At 70.9% G+C, this 15,735-nt stretch carries 15 protein-coding genes; 12 read left to right on the top strand and 3 right to left on the bottom strand.

Translation table 11 applies throughout. The features are described from left to right. Positions 1 to 126: 126 nt before the first annotated feature. The 11 genes from iolC to ACIPYW_RS01640 all read left to right on the top strand — a co-directional run bounded on the left by iolC (position 127) and on the right by ACIPYW_RS01640 (position 12,322). Entirely contained in the window at positions 127 to 1,167 is a 1,041-nt protein-coding gene (iolC, locus tag ACIPYW_RS01690; protein ID WP_400410216.1) for a 5-dehydro-2-deoxygluconokinase, read from the top strand. Further along, on the top strand, positions 1,160 to 2,191 hold the full coding sequence (locus ACIPYW_RS01685; protein ID WP_400410214.1) for a class I fructose-bisphosphate aldolase: 1,032 nt from the start codon (positions 1,160 to 1,162) through the stop codon (positions 2,189 to 2,191). Before iolC ends, ACIPYW_RS01685 begins: the two co-directional genes overlap by 8 nt. Then, positions 2,188 to 3,699 carry a CoA-acylating methylmalonate-semialdehyde dehydrogenase gene (locus ACIPYW_RS01680; RefSeq protein ID WP_290132569.1) on the top strand — a complete coding sequence of 504 codons (1,512 nt, stop codon included), beginning with the start codon at positions 2,188 to 2,190 and terminating at the stop codon, positions 3,697 to 3,699. Before ACIPYW_RS01685 ends, ACIPYW_RS01680 begins: the two co-directional genes overlap by 4 nt. Positions 3,700 to 3,707: 8 nt before the next feature. Then, a complete protein-coding gene (gene iolB, locus ACIPYW_RS01675) occupies positions 3,708 to 4,607 on the top strand; it encodes a 5-deoxy-glucuronate isomerase (RefSeq protein WP_400410212.1) in 900 nt (299 codons plus the stop codon). Further along, a complete protein-coding gene (gene iolD, locus ACIPYW_RS01670) occupies positions 4,604 to 6,529 on the top strand; it encodes a 3D-(3,5/4)-trihydroxycyclohexane-1,2-dione acylhydrolase (decyclizing) (RefSeq protein ID WP_400410211.1) in 1,926 nt (641 codons plus the stop codon). Before iolB ends, iolD begins: the two co-directional genes overlap by 4 nt. A gap of 32 nt (positions 6,530 to 6,561) precedes the next feature. Next, positions 6,562 to 7,488: a sugar phosphate isomerase/epimerase gene (locus ACIPYW_RS01665; RefSeq protein ID WP_290132566.1), complete on the top strand. Its 927-nt coding sequence runs from the start codon at positions 6,562 to 6,564 to the stop codon at positions 7,486 to 7,488. 40 nt (positions 7,489 to 7,528) lie between these two features. Further along, positions 7,529 to 8,602 (top strand): Gfo/Idh/MocA family protein, encoded by a 1,074-nt coding sequence (locus tag ACIPYW_RS01660; RefSeq protein ID WP_400410209.1) that lies wholly within the window; start codon positions 7,529 to 7,531, stop codon positions 8,600 to 8,602. Between the two features lie 3 nt (positions 8,603 to 8,605). Further along, positions 8,606 to 9,475, top strand: coding sequence for a sugar phosphate isomerase/epimerase family protein (locus tag ACIPYW_RS01655; RefSeq protein WP_290132564.1), 870 nt, complete (start codon positions 8,606 to 8,608; stop codon positions 9,473 to 9,475). Beyond that, positions 9,472 to 10,587 (top strand): transaldolase family protein, encoded by a 1,116-nt coding sequence (locus ACIPYW_RS01650; protein WP_400410207.1) that lies wholly within the window; start codon positions 9,472 to 9,474, stop codon positions 10,585 to 10,587. The genes ACIPYW_RS01655 and ACIPYW_RS01650 overlap by 4 nt, the downstream gene beginning before the upstream one ends. Further along, positions 10,584 to 11,789, top strand: coding sequence for a Gfo/Idh/MocA family protein (locus tag ACIPYW_RS01645; protein WP_400410205.1), 1,206 nt, complete (start codon positions 10,584 to 10,586; stop codon positions 11,787 to 11,789). The genes ACIPYW_RS01650 and ACIPYW_RS01645 overlap by 4 nt, the downstream gene beginning before the upstream one ends. Positions 11,790 to 11,914: 125 nt before the next feature. Beyond that, positions 11,915 to 12,322 (top strand): tautomerase family protein, encoded by a 408-nt coding sequence (locus ACIPYW_RS01640; protein WP_400410203.1) that lies wholly within the window; start codon positions 11,915 to 11,917, stop codon positions 12,320 to 12,322. 19 nt (positions 12,323 to 12,341) lie between these two features. Here the strand turns inward: ACIPYW_RS01640 and ACIPYW_RS01635 are convergent, their stop codons facing one another. The 3 genes from ACIPYW_RS01635 to ACIPYW_RS01625 form a co-directional block, all read right to left on the bottom strand. Beyond that, positions 12,342 to 13,100 (bottom strand): GntR family transcriptional regulator, encoded by a 759-nt coding sequence (locus tag ACIPYW_RS01635; RefSeq protein WP_400410201.1) that lies wholly within the window; start codon positions 13,098 to 13,100, stop codon positions 12,342 to 12,344. A gap of 99 nt (positions 13,101 to 13,199) precedes the next feature. Beyond that, complete coding sequence (locus ACIPYW_RS01630; protein WP_400410199.1) at positions 13,200 to 13,838, bottom strand: exonuclease domain-containing protein; 639 nt, start codon at positions 13,836 to 13,838, stop codon at positions 13,200 to 13,202. A 99-nt stretch (positions 13,839 to 13,937) separates the two neighbouring features. Next, positions 13,938 to 14,378 carry a MarR family winged helix-turn-helix transcriptional regulator gene (locus tag ACIPYW_RS01625; RefSeq protein WP_400410197.1) on the bottom strand — a complete coding sequence of 147 codons (441 nt, stop codon included), beginning with the start codon at positions 14,376 to 14,378 and terminating at the stop codon, positions 13,938 to 13,940. 45 nt (positions 14,379 to 14,423) lie between these two features. Between ACIPYW_RS01625 and ACIPYW_RS01620 the strand changes: the two genes are divergently transcribed. After that, positions 14,424 to 15,659: a multidrug effflux MFS transporter gene (locus ACIPYW_RS01620; RefSeq protein ID WP_400410195.1), complete on the top strand. Its 1,236-nt coding sequence runs from the start codon at positions 14,424 to 14,426 to the stop codon at positions 15,657 to 15,659. Positions 15,660 to 15,735: the final 76 nt, after the last annotated feature.

The raw sequence follows: 15,735 nt of genomic DNA, 5'->3' as shown, positions 1-15,735 counted from the left end.
CGCGCCTCCAGGCCGCGTCACACCCCGATGCGGCGTCGAGGAAACCATGTAATGACATTAGGGCAAACGAGGTGTACAGTCGTGATCGTCCGCCGATGAAGCCGCACGGAAGGTCCATCCCGTCGCATGACGAACGAAGCACCGCACGCCTACGACGTGATCACGATGGGACGCGTGAGCGTCGACGTCTACCCGCAGCAGACCGGTCCGCTCGAGGACGTCACCACCTTCTCGAAGTCCGTCGGCGGGAGCGCGACGAACGTCGCGATCGCCGCGGCCCGACACGGCGCTGACACCGCCGTGATCACCCGCACGGGCAACGACCCGTTCGGCCGCTACATCGCCCGCACCCTGCCGGAGTTCGGCGTCGCGAACGACTTCGTCGAGACCGTGGACGGGCTGAACACCCCCGTCGCGTTCTGCGAGATCTTCCCGCCGGACGACTTCCCGCTGTACTTCTACCGGGCGCCCAAGGCACCGGACCTCATGATCACCGCGAAGTCGCTGCCCCTGCACGAGATCGAGCGGGCCCGGATCTTCTGGACGACCGTCACGGGTCTCAGCGAGGAGCCGAGCCGGCACGCCCACCACGTCGCGCTCGCGGCGCGGAGCGCGTCCGAGAGCGGGACGAAGCAGCACACCGTGCTCGACCTCGACTACCGGCCGATGTTCTGGTCGTCGCCCGAAGCCGCCACGCGCGAGGTCGCCGTCGCCCTCGAACACGCGACCGTCGCGGTCGGCAACCGCGAGGAGTGCGAGGTCGCGGTCGGGGAGACCGACCCGGTCCGCGCCGCCGATGCCCTGCTCGAGCGGGGCGTGGAGATCGCCATCGTGAAGCAGGGCCCGAAGGGCGTCCTCGCGAAGACCCGCGACGAGTTCGTCGAGTTCCGCCCGCACACGATCGACGTCGTCAACGGCCTCGGCTCCGGCGACGGCTTCGGCGGCGCGCTCACCCACGGCCTGCTCGAGGGCTGGGACCTCGGGCGGATCCTCGCGTTCGCGAACGCCGCCGGTGCGATCGTCGCCACCCGGTTCGAGTGCTCGACCGCGATGCCGACGAGTGACGAGATCGAGCAGTTCATCGCGTCCAACCCGGCCGAGAGCACCACGCACACCACCGCATCGCAGACCACCGCGTCGCACACCGAGGAGACGGCCGATGCCTGAGCTCACCACCGCTGACTTCCAGCGCCTGCGCGACGTCCGCGCCGCACAGCCCGACGTCGTCCAGCAGACGTTGCACGCCCGTCGGAAGCGCGACCTGCTCGCCGAGGACGGCAAGCTGTTCATCGTCGCCGCCGACCACCCCGCGCGCGGTGCCCTCGCCGTCCGCGACGACGCCTCCGCGATGGCCGACCGGTACGACCTCCTCGAACGACTCGTCGTCGCACTCGGTCGACCCGGTGTCGACGGGGTGCTCGGGACGCCCGACATCATCGAGGACCTCGCGCTGCTCGGCGCGCTCGACGACAAGGTCGTGGTCGGGTCCATGAACCGCGGCGGCCTGCGCGGGGCGACGTTCGAGATGGACGACCGCTACACCGCCTACTCGGCACGCGCCATCAAGGACGACGGGCTCGACTTCGCGAAGCTCCTCGTCCGGATCGCCCTCGAGGACGCCGGCACCGCCCCGACCCTCGAGGCCACCGCCCGGGCAGTGAGCGAGGCCGCCGCGCTCCGGCTGCCGATCATGCTCGAGCCGTTCATGTCCTCGTGGCGGGACGGGAAGGTCGTCAACGACCTCACGGCCGACGCCGTCATCACGTCGATGGCGATCGCGGCCGGCCTCGGTGCGTCCAGCGCCTACAGCTGGCTGAAGATCCCCGTCGTCGACGACATGGAACGGGTCATGGCCGCCACGACCCTCCCGACGCTGCTGCTCGGCGGTGACCCGTCGGGCAGCCCCGAAGCGACCTACCGCACGTGGGCCGACGCCCTCGCCCTGCCGGGCGTGCGTGGACTCGTCGTCGGACGGACCCTGCTCTACCCGCCGGACGGCGACGTGGCCGCCGCCGTCGACGTGGCCGCCGGACTCGTCCACAGCGCGGACGCGACGACAGGCGTCGCCTCGCCGTCCGTCCACAGCCTGGAGGCCCGGGTCGGGTCGTCCACAGATCCTCGCGACCGCGACACGCGGCTCGCCGACGCCACCACCATGGACTCGTCCATCCCGGAAGGAAGCAACGCATGACCACCACGGAGCAGACCACCACCACGGTCGGGCACTGGATCGACGGCGCGCACGTCGTCTCCGCGTCCGGCAACACCGCTCCCGTGTTCGACCCGGCGCTGGGTGTCGCGACCAAGCAGGTCGCCCTGGCCGACGAGTCCGAGATCCAGGCCGCGATCGCGAGCGCGAAGGCTGCGTTCCCCGCGTGGAGCAACCTGTCCCTGTCGAAGCGGCAGCAGATCCTGTTCGCCTTCCGCGAGGTGCTGAACCGCGACAAGGCCGAGCTCGCCGAGATCATCACGAGCGAGCACGGCAAGGTCATCGACGACGCGCTCGGTGAGATCGCGCGCGGGCAAGAGGTCGTCGAGCTCGCCACGAACATCCCGAGCCTGATGAAGGGCGAGTTCTCCGACCAGGTGTCGACGGGCATCGACGTGTACTCGATCCGCCAGCCGCTCGGTGTCGTGGGCATCATCTCGCCGTTCAACTTCCCGGCGATGGTGCCGCTGTGGTTCCTGCCGATCGCGATCGCGGCCGGCAACACCGTGGTGCTGAAGCCGTCCGAGAAGGACCCGTCGGCCGCGATCTGGCTGGCGTCGAAGTTCAAGGAGGCGGGCCTGCCCGACGGCGTGTTCAACGTGCTGAACGGCGACAAGCTCTCCGTCGACGGGCTGCTGACGAGCCCGGACGTCGAGTCGATCTCGTTCGTCGGGTCGACGCCGATCGCCCAGTACGTCTACGAGACCGGCACGAAGCACGGCAAGCGGGTGCAGGCCCTCGGCGGTGCGAAGAACCACATGCTGGTGCTGCCGGACGCCGACCTCGACCTCGTCGCGGACAACGCGATCAACGCGGGCTTCGGTTCCGCGGGTGAGCGCTGCATGGCGATCTCGGTCGTCGTCGCCGTCGAGCCGGTGGCGGACGAGCTCATCGAGAAGATCACGGAACGCGCGGCGACGCTGCGGATCGGAGACGGGCGTCGCGGCTGCGACATGGGCCCGCTCGTGACGGAGCAGCACCGCGACAAGGTCGCCTCGTACATCGAGGTCGCAGAGCAGGACGGTGCGGTGGTCGTGGTGGACGGCCGCACCGTCCGACCCGACGGCGACGAGAACGGCTTCTGGCTCGGCCCGACGCTCATCGACCGGGTGCCGACGACGAGCCGCGTCTACACCGAGGAGATCTTCGGCCCGGTGCTGAGCGTGGTCCGCGTCGCTTCGTACGAAGAGGGCCTGGAGCTCATCAACTCCGGAGCGTTCGGCAACGGCACGGCGATCTTCACCAACGACGGCGGCGCCGCTCGTCGGTTCCAGCGCGACGTGCAGGTCGGCATGATCGGCATCAACGTGCCGATCCCGGTGCCGGTGGCGTACTACTCGTTCGGCGGCTGGAAGAACTCGCTGTTCGGGGACCACAAGGCGTACGGCGCCGACGGCGTGAGCTTCTTCACCCGCCAGAAGGCCATCACCTCACGGTGGCTCGACCCGTCGCACGGCGGCATCAACCTCGGCTTCCCGTCGAACGGCTGACGCACCCGATGACGAACGACAACTGGTTCATCGCCGCCGGCTCCCGCCCCGAGGCGGGCTGGACGGACGTGGTGGACGGACGTGTCGCGGGGTGGGCGCACACCGGTCTCCGGACCGGCACCCTCCGTGACGGGGGCGAGCTGCGCCTCCCGGCCGACGCGGTGGAACGCCTGGTCGTCCCGCTCGCCGGCAGCTTCACCGTGGTGTACGACGACACGACGCAGGTCCTCGAGGGACGCGCCAGCGTCTTCGAGGGGCCGACGGACGTCCTGTACCTCGGGTCCGGGACCGCAGCGACGATCACCGGCACCGGCCGTGTCGCCGTGGCCGAGGCACCGACCGAGACGGTCGGGCCGAGCACGTACATCGCCCGTCGGGACGTCCCGGTGGAGCTCCGCGGTGCCGGCCGGTCGAGTCGACAGGTGCACAACTTCGGCACGCCGGCGGCGCTCGACGCGGTGAAGTTCATCGTGTGTGAGGTCATCACCCCGGCCGGGAACTGGTCGTCGTACCCGCCCCACAAGCACGACACCACCGTGCCCGGCGCGGAGTCGAACCTCGAGGAGATCTACTACTACGAGGCCGCGGTGTCCCGCGGGGTAGCGGACATCGCCCCGGAGGCCGCGGACCCCTTCGCGCTGCACCGGACGTACGCCTCGGACGACCGCGCGATCGACGAGTTCCGGCAGGTCCGCACGGGCGACATCGCCCTCGTGCCCTACGGGTGGCACGGCCCCGCCGTCGCCGCCCCCGGCTACGACATGTACTACCTCAACGTGATGGCCGGGCCCGACCCGGAGCGCGTCTGGAACATCACCGACGACCCGGCCCACGGCTGGGTCCGTCAAGCGTGGGCGAGCGAGCAGCTCGACCCCCGCCTGCCCTACGAGAAGGAGTCCTCCCGATGAGCCAGCACACCGGCCCGGCGCAGACCCGTCGGATGACCGTCGGCCAGGCACTCGTCGAGTTCCTGGCGAACCAGTGGACCGTCGACGGCGACCACCGCGAACGCACCATCCTGGGGATCTTCGGCATCTTCGGGCACGGCAACGTCGCCGGGCTCGGGCAGGCGATCAAGCAGCTCCACGTCGAGCAGCCGGGTCTGCTGCCCTACCACCAGGCCCGCAACGAGCAGGCGATGGTGCACGAGGCCGTCGGCTTCGCGCGCATGCACCGCCGCCGTGCGACCTTCGCGTCGACGGCGTCCGTCGGCCCGGGCGCCGCGAACATGCTGACCGCAGCCGCCCTCGCGACGACGAACCGGCTCCCGGCGCTGCTGCTGCCGTCCGACACCTTCGCGACACGGACCACCGACCCGGTCCTGCAGCAGATCGAGATGCCGCACGACACCTCGTTGCAGGTGACCGACGCGTTCCGGCCCCTGTCGCGCTTCTTCGACCGCGTCGAGCGGCCCGAGCAGCTGTTCTCGATCGCCCTCGCCGCGATGCGCGTCCTGACCGACCCGGCCGAGACCGGCGCCGTGACGATCGCCCTGCCGGAGGACGTGCAGGCCGAGGCCCTCGACGTCCCGGTGTCGTTCCTGCAGCCGCGCGAGTGGCACATCCGTCGACCGCTGCCGGAGCACGGTCCGTTGGCTCGTGCGGTGTCGGCGATCCGTGCGGCGAAGCGTCCGGTCATCGTCGCCGGTGGCGGCGTGCTGTACTCCGACGCGTCGGAGCAGCTCGCCGCCTTCGTCGAGGCGACCGGGATCCCCGTCGGGACCTCGCAGGCCGGCGGCGGCTCCCTGGTCTGGGACCACCCGCAGTACCTCGGCGGGGTCGGTGCGACGGGCACCGCGGCCGCGAACGCCATCGCCGCACAGGCCGACGTGGTGATCGGCATCGGTACGCGGTACAGCGACTTCACGACGGCGTCGCGGACGGCGTTCCAGAACCCCGACGTGACCTTCGTCAACGTCAACGTCGCTGCGTTCGACGCCTACAAGCACGGCACGCAGCTGCCGCTGATCGCGGACGCCCGGGAGGCACTGGTCGCCTTGACCGCGTCGCTCACGACCGACTCGTCGTACGCCGTCGACGCCGGCTACGCCGCCGAGATCGCGCAGCGGAAGCAGGAGTGGGACGCCGTGGTCGACGCCGCCTTCGCGCCGTCCGGGCTCGCGCTGCCCGGGCAGTCGGAGATCATCGGCGCCGTGCAGGCCGCGACCGACCCCCGCGACGTCGTCATCCAGGCCGCCGGTTCGCTGCCGGGCGACCTCCACAAGCTCTGGCGGGTGCGGGACGCCCTCGGCTACCACGTCGAGTACGCGTTCTCGTGCATGGGTTACGAGATCGCCGGCGGCATCGGCGTGCGCCGTGGTGCCCCGGACCGCGACGCCATCGTCATGGTCGGCGACGGCTCGTACCTCATGCTCCACACCGAACTCGTCACCGCGGTCGCCGAGGGCATCAAGATCGTCGTCGTCCTCATCCAGAACAACGGGTACGCGTCGATCGGGCACCTGTCCGAGACCGTGGGGTCCGAGCGGTACGGCACGAAGTACCGCTACCTGGACGAGACCGGCTCGTTCGAGAACGACGCGGTGCTGCCCGTCGACCTCGCGGCGAACGCCCGCTCGTACGGCGTCGACGTGATCGAGGTCCAGCCCGGGCCGGACGTGGTCGCCGACCTCACGGCAGCGGTCCGCCAGGCGAAGGCGAACGACCACACCACGCTCGTGCACGTGCACTCCGACCCGCTCGTCTACGCCCCCGAGGGCGACGGCTGGTGGGACGTCCCGGTCGCCCAGACCTCGACCCTCCCGAGCACGCAGCAGGCCCGCACCGAGTACGAGCAGCAGGTCGCTGCCCAGCGGCCGCTCCTCGGCTGAACCACCCTCCACCCACGAAGGACGACGACGTCATGACCGACACCGCCACCGCCACCGACGCCATCCGCATCGGCACCGCTCCGGACTCCTGGGGCGTCTGGTTCCCCGATGACCCGAAGCAGGTGCCGTGGCAGCGCTTCCTCGACGAGGCCGCCGCCGCCGGGTACGAGTGGATCGAGCTCGGCCCCTACGGGTACCTGCCGACCGATCCGTCGCAGCTGTCCGACGAGCTCGAGTCCCGAGGGCTCAAGCTCTCGGCGGGCACGGTCTTCACCGGCTTCCACAAGGGCGACGACCAGTTCCAGCGGGCGTGGGACCAGGCGGTCGCGGTCGCGGGCCTCGCGTCGAAGCTCGGTGCCGAGCACCTCGTCACGATCCCGGACCTCTGGCGTTCCGACGCCACCGAGGAGGTCCTCGAGTCCCGCACGCTGACCGACGAGCAGTGGGAGCGCCTCGGCAAGGGGCACGACCAGCTCGGCAAGGCGCTGCTCGAGGAGTACGGCGTCCACCAGCAGTTCCACACCCACGCGGACAGCCACGTCGGCACCTACCGCGAGACCGTCCGCTTCCTCGAGGTCACCGACCCGCGGTACACGAACCTCTGCCTCGACACCGGGCACTTCGCCTACTACGGCGGCGACAACCTCCGCATGATCGCCGAGCACCCGGAGCGGATCGGCTACCTGCACCTCAAGCAGGTCGACACCGAGCTGCTGTTCGACGTGCTCAAGAACGACGTCCCGTTCGCCACCGCGGTCGCGCAGGGGATCATGACCGAGCCGCCGCACGGCACACCCGAGCTCGCGCCGATCATCGAGGCCGTCGCGAAGATCAACCCCGACGTCTTCGGGATCGTCGAGCAGGACATGTACGGCTGCTCGGTCGACGCCCCGGGCCCCATCGCCGAGCGGACCTTCCAGCACATCTTCGGGTCGACCTCGGCCGCCCGGGTCTCGTAGCAGCGCCGTCCACCACCAGTCGTCCAACCAGGAGAACCCCATGAGCACCACCGAGAACCTCCGCGTCGCCGTCGTCGGTGCCGGCGCGATGGGCAGCGACCACGTCCGTCGCATCACGTCCACGATCGCCGGCGCCGACGTCGTCGCCATCGTCGACCCGGACACGGCGCGCGCCACGGCCGCTGCCGAGAAGGCACCCGGCGCGATCACCGCCGCGTCGTTCGAGGACGCCCTCGACGCCACGCCGATCGACGCGGTCATCGTCGCGACGCCGGGCTTCCTGCACGAGCCGGTCCTCGTCCCGGCGATCGAGCGCGGGCTCGCCGTGCTGTGCGAGAAGCCCCTCACCACGAGCGCCGAGGACTCCCTCCGCATCGTCGAGCTCGAGCAGGCGCGGTCCGACCGTCCGCGGATCCAGGTCGGGTTCATGCGTCGGTTCGACAAGGGCTACCAGGAGCTCAAGGCCCTCCGCGAGTCCGGTGCGAACGGCGCCCTGCTCGCCCTGCACCACGCACACCGGAACCCGACGACGCCGCCGCACTTCAGTGAGTCGATGCTCATCCACGACTCCGTGATCCACGAGATCGACATCATCCCGTTCCTCACCGGCGAGCCGATCGTGTCCGTCGAGGTGAAGAAGCCGCGGAAGAACTCACTCGCTCCGGCGGACCTGCCCGAGCCGCAATTCGTGCTGTTCACCACGGAGTCGGGCACGATGGCGATCGTCGAGATCAACGTCAACGCGCAGTTCGGCTACCAGGTCACGACCGACGCCGTGTTCGAGTCGGGCGTCGCGTACATCGGCCGCGAGACCGCGATGAACGTCGTGTCCGCCGGCGTCTCCGGCCAGGGCGTCACGCCGTCGTTCGTCGAGCGGTTCGGCGCCGCGTACGACGAGGAGGTCCAGCGTTGGGTCGACGCCGCGCGCACCGGTGGGATCGACGGCCCGAGCGCCTGGGACGGCTACACGGCGTCCGTCGTGGCCGAGGTCGCGGTCCGCGCCCAGCAGTCGGGTGCGCTCGAGCAGGTCACGTACGCCACCGCGAAGCCCGCCTTCTACGCGACGGACACGGCGACGGCGGACGGCGTCGTCGACGCGCTCGCCGGAGCCTGACGCATGCCGAAGATCGCCCTCGACCCGACGCCGTTCCACCACGACCTGTCGCTGCTCGAGTTCCCGCGGAAGGTTGCGGACCTCGGGTACGAGTACCTCCAGCTCACCCCGCACCGGGACTTCATCCCGTTCTACCGGCACCCCAAGGCGGACGACGACCTCGTCGACGCGTTCGCCGCCGCGTGCCGTGACGCCGGGGTCCAGGTGGCGAGTGTGCTCCCGGTGCTCCGCTGGTCCGGCCCCGACCGGGACGCCCGCGAGGCGGCGGTGACGAAGTGGAAGCGCGTCATCGAGATCACGAAACGACTCGGGGTCGACACCATCAACACCGAGTTCTCCGGCCGTCCCGAACGCGCCGAGGAGTCCGAGGACGCCTTCTACCGCTCGATGGAGGAGCTCCTGCCGATCATCGAGTCCTCGGACCTGCGTGTCCTCATCGACCCGCACCCCGATGACTTCGTCGAGGACGGGCTCGAGGCGCTCCGGGTGATCCGCGGCCTCAACTCGAAGCACGTCGGGTTCGTCTACGTCGCCTGTCACACGTTCCACTACGGCGGGAACATGGACGCGATCATGGACGCCGCCGGTGACTCGCTGCAGCTCGTCCACGTGGCCGATGCGTTCGACCACACCCGGTCGCACGGCCTCCGTTACATCTCGAACCCGCCCGGCAACACCGCGCGCGTGCACCAGCACCTGCCGGTCGGTCAGGCCGACGTCGACTTCGACGCGTTCTGGGCCGGCCTCGCCCGCATCGGGTTCACCGACCGCGACGACACGGTCGCGGTGTCCAGCGTCTTCGCCGAGGACGAGAACGCCGATGCGGTGTCCCGCTTCCAGCTGGACGCGATCACGAAGGGACTGACCCGATGACCACCACGCTCGAGACGTCGACCGACCGGACCGGGACGGACACCCGTCCGGTGACCCTGCAGGCCGCGGAACGGACCCCGACCGCGCTCTGGAACGACTCCGCCGACCCGCGCGAGCTGTCGACCGCGATCCACGAGTACGGCGCGGTCGGAGCGACGTGCAACCCGGTGATCGCCTTCACCTGCATCCAGCAGGACCCGGAGCGGTGGGTGCCGCGGATCCGCGAGATCGCCGCCGAGCACCCGACCGCGGGGGAGACCTGGATCGGGTGGAAGGCGGTCGAGGAGCTCTCGATCGCCGCCGCGGAGCAGCTGCTGCCCGCGTTCGAGGCGTCGGGCGGGCGCAACGGCCGACTGTCGATGCAGACCGACCCGCGGCTGCACCGGGACGCCGACGCACTCGTCGACCAGGCCGTGCGGTTCTCGCGGCTCGCGCCGAACATCATCGTGAAGATCCCCGCGATGAAGACCGGGATCGCCGCGATCGAGGAGGCCGCGTACCGCGGTGTCTCGATCAACGCCACCGTGTCGTTCACGGTGCCGCAGGTCGTCGCGGTGGGTGAGGCCATCGAGCGTGCCCTCGACCGACGCGCCGCCGACGGACTGCCCGAGCAGGAGTTCGGTCACGTCGTCACGCTCATGGCCGGCCGGTTCGACGACTGGCTGAAGACCGTCGTCAAGCGTGACCACGTCATGGTCGACCCGGGGATCCTCGAGTGGGCCGGGGTGGCCGCGGTGAAGAACGCCTACCGGGTGTTCCAGGAGCGCGGCTTCCGCTCACGGGTGCTCGTGGCGGCGTTCCGGAACCCGCTGCAGTGGTCGGAGTTCCAGGGCGGGGACCTCGTCGTGTCGCCGCCGTTCCAGTGGTCGAAGGACATCAACGACAACGCGTTCCCGTGGCGCCCGGACGCGATCGACGACGAGGTCCCGGCCGAGGTCATCGCGGCGCTGCGTGCGGCGACGCCCGAGTTCGCCCGCGGCTACGACGTCGACGGGATGACGATCGACGAGTTCGACCGCTTCGGCGCGACCGTGACGACGCTCCGGCAGTTCCTCGACGCCGACGCGAAGCTCGACGCCCTCGTCCGCGACATCATCGTCCCGGCCGCGTGAGCACCGCCACGGACACGCTCGGCGTCGGGCTGGTCTCGGTCGGTTGGATGGGCCGACTGCACTCCCGCGCGTACCGGGCCCTCCCGGACCACTTCCCGGAACTCGGCGTCCACCCGCGGCTCGTCGTCGCGGCCGACCCGATCGACGCCGCACGCGAACAGGCCACGACCCGGCTCGGCTACGAACGCGCCGTCGCCGAGTACCGGGAGGTCCTCACCGACCCCGAGGTGGACGTCGTGTCGATCTGCGCGCCGAACTTCCTGCACCGCGAGGTCGCCGTCGCCGCGGCCGAGGCCGGGAAACCGTTCTGGATCGAGAAGCCGATGGGCCGGTACGCGAGCGACTCCCGCGCGATCCACGACGCCGTTCGGGCGGCTGGGGTCGTCACGAGCGTCGGCTTCAACTACCGGCACGCCCCAGCGATCCAGCGGGCACGCGAGCTCGTCCGGAGCGGGCGGCTCGGCCGGATCACGAACGTCCGAGGGGCGCTCCTCGCCGACTACTCGTCCGACCCGGACGCCCCGCTGACCTGGCGGTTCGAACGCGAACGAGCAGGGTCCGGCGTCCTCGGCGACCTGCTCTCGCACGGGCTCGACCTCGCGCAGTACGTCGTCGGTCGGATCGCGAGCGTGACCGCCCTCGCCGAGACCTTCATCGAGACGAGGCCCCGACCGGGGCAGGGGATCGTCGACCGCTCGGCCGCTGCGAGGGGTGAACACGGCCCGGTGGAGAACGAGGACTACGCCGCGCTCCTGTTCCGCTTCGAGGACGGCGCGGTCGGCACCATGGACTCGAGCCGGGTGATGCGCGGCCCGCACGCCGAGTACGCGCTCGAGGTCTACGGGACGAAGGGCTCGGTCCGGTGGGACTTCCAGCGGCTGAACGAGCTCGAGGTGTACCTCGACGGCCAGGAGGTCGACGGGTACGCCACCCACTACGTCGCCCCCGGTGACGGCGAGTTCGGCCGGTTCCAGCCCGGAGCCGGCACGGCCATGGGCTACGACGACCTCAAGACGATCGAGGCTGCCCAGTTCGTCGCGAGCGTGCGACGCGGGGAGCAGCTCGCGCCGTCCGTCGCCGACGGACTGGCGACCGCGAGCATCGTCGAAGCGGCCGAGGCGTCGCTCCGCGACGGCGCCTGGCACGACGTCGCGCAGGTCGACGGGGCGCTGACGTACTCCGCGGCGACCCCGGTGCTCTAGAACGCACCACCGACGGCCTGGAGGCACGGTGCACGCTGGCACCGTGCCTCCAGGCCGTTCCGTGGTTGCTTCAGTGACGCACCTTTGTTAGATTGTCCTTACAAAGTTCGACCGTTGGAGGAACCATGCCGCTCGTTCGAATCGACCTCGCCGCCGGTCGCACCCCCGAAGCCGTCCGTGCGATCGCCGACGCGATCCACACCGCCGTCGTCGACGAGTACGGCATCCCGGAGCGCGACCGCTTCCAGATCGTCACGGAGCACCCGGCGCAGCAGATCATCGCCGAGGACGCCGGGCTCGGGTTCGAGCGCACCGAGGGTGTCGTCATGATCCAGGTGTTCACCCAACGCGGACGCTCCGACGAGGCGAAGCAGGCGCTGTACGCCGCGGTCCACGACCGTCTCGCCGAGGTCGGCGTCGCGAGCGAGGACGTCTTCATCGGCTACGTCGAGAACGGGCCGCAGGACTGGTCCTTCGGGTTCGGCCGCGCGCAGTACGTCACGGGCGAGCTCGGCGTCCCGTCCCTGGCCTGACGGGGTGGTGCCGCGTCGTCTACTTGTCGACGAGCGTGACCTCGAACGAGTAGCGGTCCGGCCGGTAGCAGTGCACCCCGTACTCCACCGCGCGCCCCGACGCGTCGTACGCCGTCCGGCTCATCGTCAGCACGGGGTCGCCGTCCTCGATCTCGAGCAGCGAGGCCTCGTCGTCGGTGACCGCCCGGGCGCCGATCCGCTGCTTCGCGACCCGCATCGTCACCCCGCGTCCGCGGAGCAGTTGGTAGAGGCCGTGCGCCGCGAGGTCCTCGTCGGTGATGTCGCTGAACTCCGGCGGGAGGAAGTTCTCGAGGATGGCCATCGGCACGTCCTCGGCGAACCGGACCCGGCGGATGTGCGGGATCACCGTGCCGGGCTCGACCCCGAGCGCCTCGGCCACCGCGTCCGTCGCGGGTACGTCGTCGCGGACGAGGAGCTTCGTCGTCGGCGCCTGCGACCCCTGTGCGAGGTCGTCGTAGAGGCTCGTCAGCTCGACCTTGCGGGTGACCGGACCGTGCACGACCTGCGTGCCGATGCCGCGACGGCGCACGAGCAGACCCTTGTCGACGAGGTCCTGGATGGCGCGCCGGATCGTCGGCCGGGACAGCCCGAGCCGTTCACCGAGTGCGATCTCGTTCTCCAGTCGAGCGCCGGGGGGCATCGCGCCGGAGCGGATGGCCTCCTCGATGCGCGACGCGACCTGGAAGTACAGGGGCATCGGACCCGACCGGTCCAGGTCCATGAACAGGTCGGACGGCAGCTGGCCTTCGTTGGTCATCGGCGTCCTTCGGGGAGATCGAGCGCGGCACCGCTGCCGCCAGGGATTGTCGTGACAATACCACCGGGGCTGCCCGGGACCGGGGAAGCCGACTCGCCGTCAGTCCGAGAAGACCATCGGCCGACGGGAGAGCCTCGGCTGCGGAGCGGCTGCCCGGGGCTTGTCCTCACGCGGCCGCACCGGGGAGAGGTGCACGCGGGTGGCGGCGCCGAGAGCCTCGACCGTGTCGGCGCGGTGCAGCTCGGCGGCGTGCACGACGATGGCGGCGCAGGCTTCCGCGTCGGCCGCGGCGTCGTGGTGAGCGAAGCCGACGTGCCCCGCGGCCCGAGCGGCCATCGGCAGCCGGTACGAGTCGAGGGTGTAGGTCTTCCGCGCCACCTGCAGAGAGCACAGCGAGTGGTGCTCGCTGAGGGGGGTCCCGGTGGCGGCGCAGCCGCCGGCGATCACCCCCATGTCGAAGCGGGCGTTGTGCGCGACCAGGACGTCGCCGTCGGCGAAGGCGACGATGTCGGCGTACTGCTCCGCCCAGCCCTTGGCGCCGACGACGTCCGACGCGACGATGCCGTGGATGCGGGTGTTCCACTCGAGGAAGGTGTCGTGCCCGTTCGGCGGCTGGATGAACCACGAGGCGCGCTCGACCACTCGGCCTGCGCGGATCTTCACGAGCCCGACGGAGCACGCGCTCGCGGGGGAGCTGTTCGCGGTCTCGAAGTCGATCGCGGTGAAGTTCAACGGCACGGGTCCGATCGTCGCACGGGGCTCCGACATCGGCTGCGCAGGACCTCGGCGTTGCGGCTGCCGGCTCCGACCCGGCCGCAGCCAGGGCCCGGCGTGGCCTCAGCCCCGCCGCAGCCCCTCGTCGATCCGCTGCAGCAGTGCGAGCGCCTCCGTCGTGCCGTGCTCGTCGCCGCCGAGTGCGTTCCGGATCGTCGTTGCCCAGTGCTCGTGCAGGCGTTCGATGCTCTCCGCCGCGACCTCCGTCGGGAGCAGCTGCACCGTGCGGGCGTCGGACGGGTGCTGCCGCCGCTCGACCATGCCCTTGGCGACGAGCGAGCGGAGGGCGGCACTGAGGTTGCTGCGCTGCAGGGCCGTCGCGTCCGCGGTGGCACTCGGAGAGGTCCCCGGGTTGCGCGCCACCCAGCGCATGACGATCGCCTCCGTCCCGGTGAGCGGCACGATGTCGAGCGGGTGCGGGCCGTGCGGGTCGATCTCGCGGGAGATCCGCAGCACGACGTCCGCGAGCTCGGCGAGCTGCCGGTCGGTCACCTGGGAGGGCATGGCCGTACTGTACCGAGCGTCTCAATCAGTTATGCTTTCATAACAATGATCACGGACACCGGAACCATCCGCGCGCACGCCGCGACACCCACGACCGCTCAGCAGGGCATCACCGCCGCTCTGCTCCTCGTGCTCGGCCTGCTCAGCGCAGTCGCGCCCTTCGCCACCGACCTGTACCTGCCGGCGTTCCCGAGGATGACCATCGAGCTCGGTGCGAGTGCGACCGCCGTGCAGCTCACCCTGACCGCCTTCCTCGTCGGGGTCACCGCGGGGCAGCTCGTCTTCGGCCCGCTCTCGGACCGGTTCGGCCGCGTGCCCCCGCTCGTCGCCGGCGCCGCGCTGTGCGTGGTCGCGAGCCTCGCCGCGGTGTTCGCACCGAACATCGGTGTCCTCATCGCCGCCCGCCTCTTGCAGGGCCTCGGCGGAGCGGCCGGCATGGTGATCAGCCGCGCCGTGATCTCCGACCTCGCGACCGGGAAGGCCGCGGCGCGCGCGTTCTCCCTCATGATGATCGTCGGCGGTGTGGCGCCGGTCGTCGCACCGCTGCTCGGTGGCCTCCTCACCGGACCGATCGGCTGGCGCGGGTTGCTCACGATCGTCCTCGGACTGTCGGTCGTGATGCTCGTCGCCGTGCTCGCCGTCGTGCGCGAGACCCACGTGCAGGAGCGCCGCGACGCGCTCCGAGCGGAACGCCGGGGGTCCGGTTCGGGCCTGCGGGCGCTGCGTTCCCGTGCCTTCCTCGCCAACACCGCCGTGTTCGGGTTCGCGTTCGCCGCCATGATGGCGTACATCTCCGCGTCACCGTTCCTGTACCAGGACATGATCGGCTTCGGGACCGTCGGCTACGGCCTCGCGTTCGGGCTGAACGCCCTCGCCCTCATGGGCGTCAGCATCCTGTCCGCGAAGCTCACCGCGACGCGATCGGTCGCGGGTGTCCTCGGCCTCGGGATCCTGCTCGTGCTGGCGTCGACCGTCGCCTTCGCGCTCCTCGTGGCGACCGGCGCCCCGGCCATCTGGCTCGCCGTGCCGCTGTTCACCGCCGTCGGCTCGCTCGGCCTGGTGCTCGGCAACGCCACCGCGCTCGCCCTCGGTGCCGTGCCCGCCGCTGCCGGCAGTGCATCGGCCGTGCTCGGCGCGCTCCAGTTCGGCCTCGCGGCACTCGTGTCCCCGCTCGTGAGCATCGGCGGATCGGCCACGGCCGCCCCGCTCGCCGTCGTCATGCTCGCGTCGGCCGTGGTCGCCCTCGGTGCGCTGCTGGTCGCGCGGGGTCGCCGGGCCTGACCGGCCCGGCCGCGCCGCGGCAGACCCGGCCACCCTGGTGGGTGACACGACGGTCGGGCGCGTGGCGCGCCTCCAG

The sequence above is a fragment of the Curtobacterium sp. NPDC089689 genome, from assembly GCF_044749145.1.
Lineage (GTDB): Bacteria > Actinomycetota > Actinomycetes > Actinomycetales > Microbacteriaceae > Curtobacterium.
Note: the sequence above shows the minus strand (reverse complement) of the source record. Positions and strands in the feature narration are given on the sequence as shown.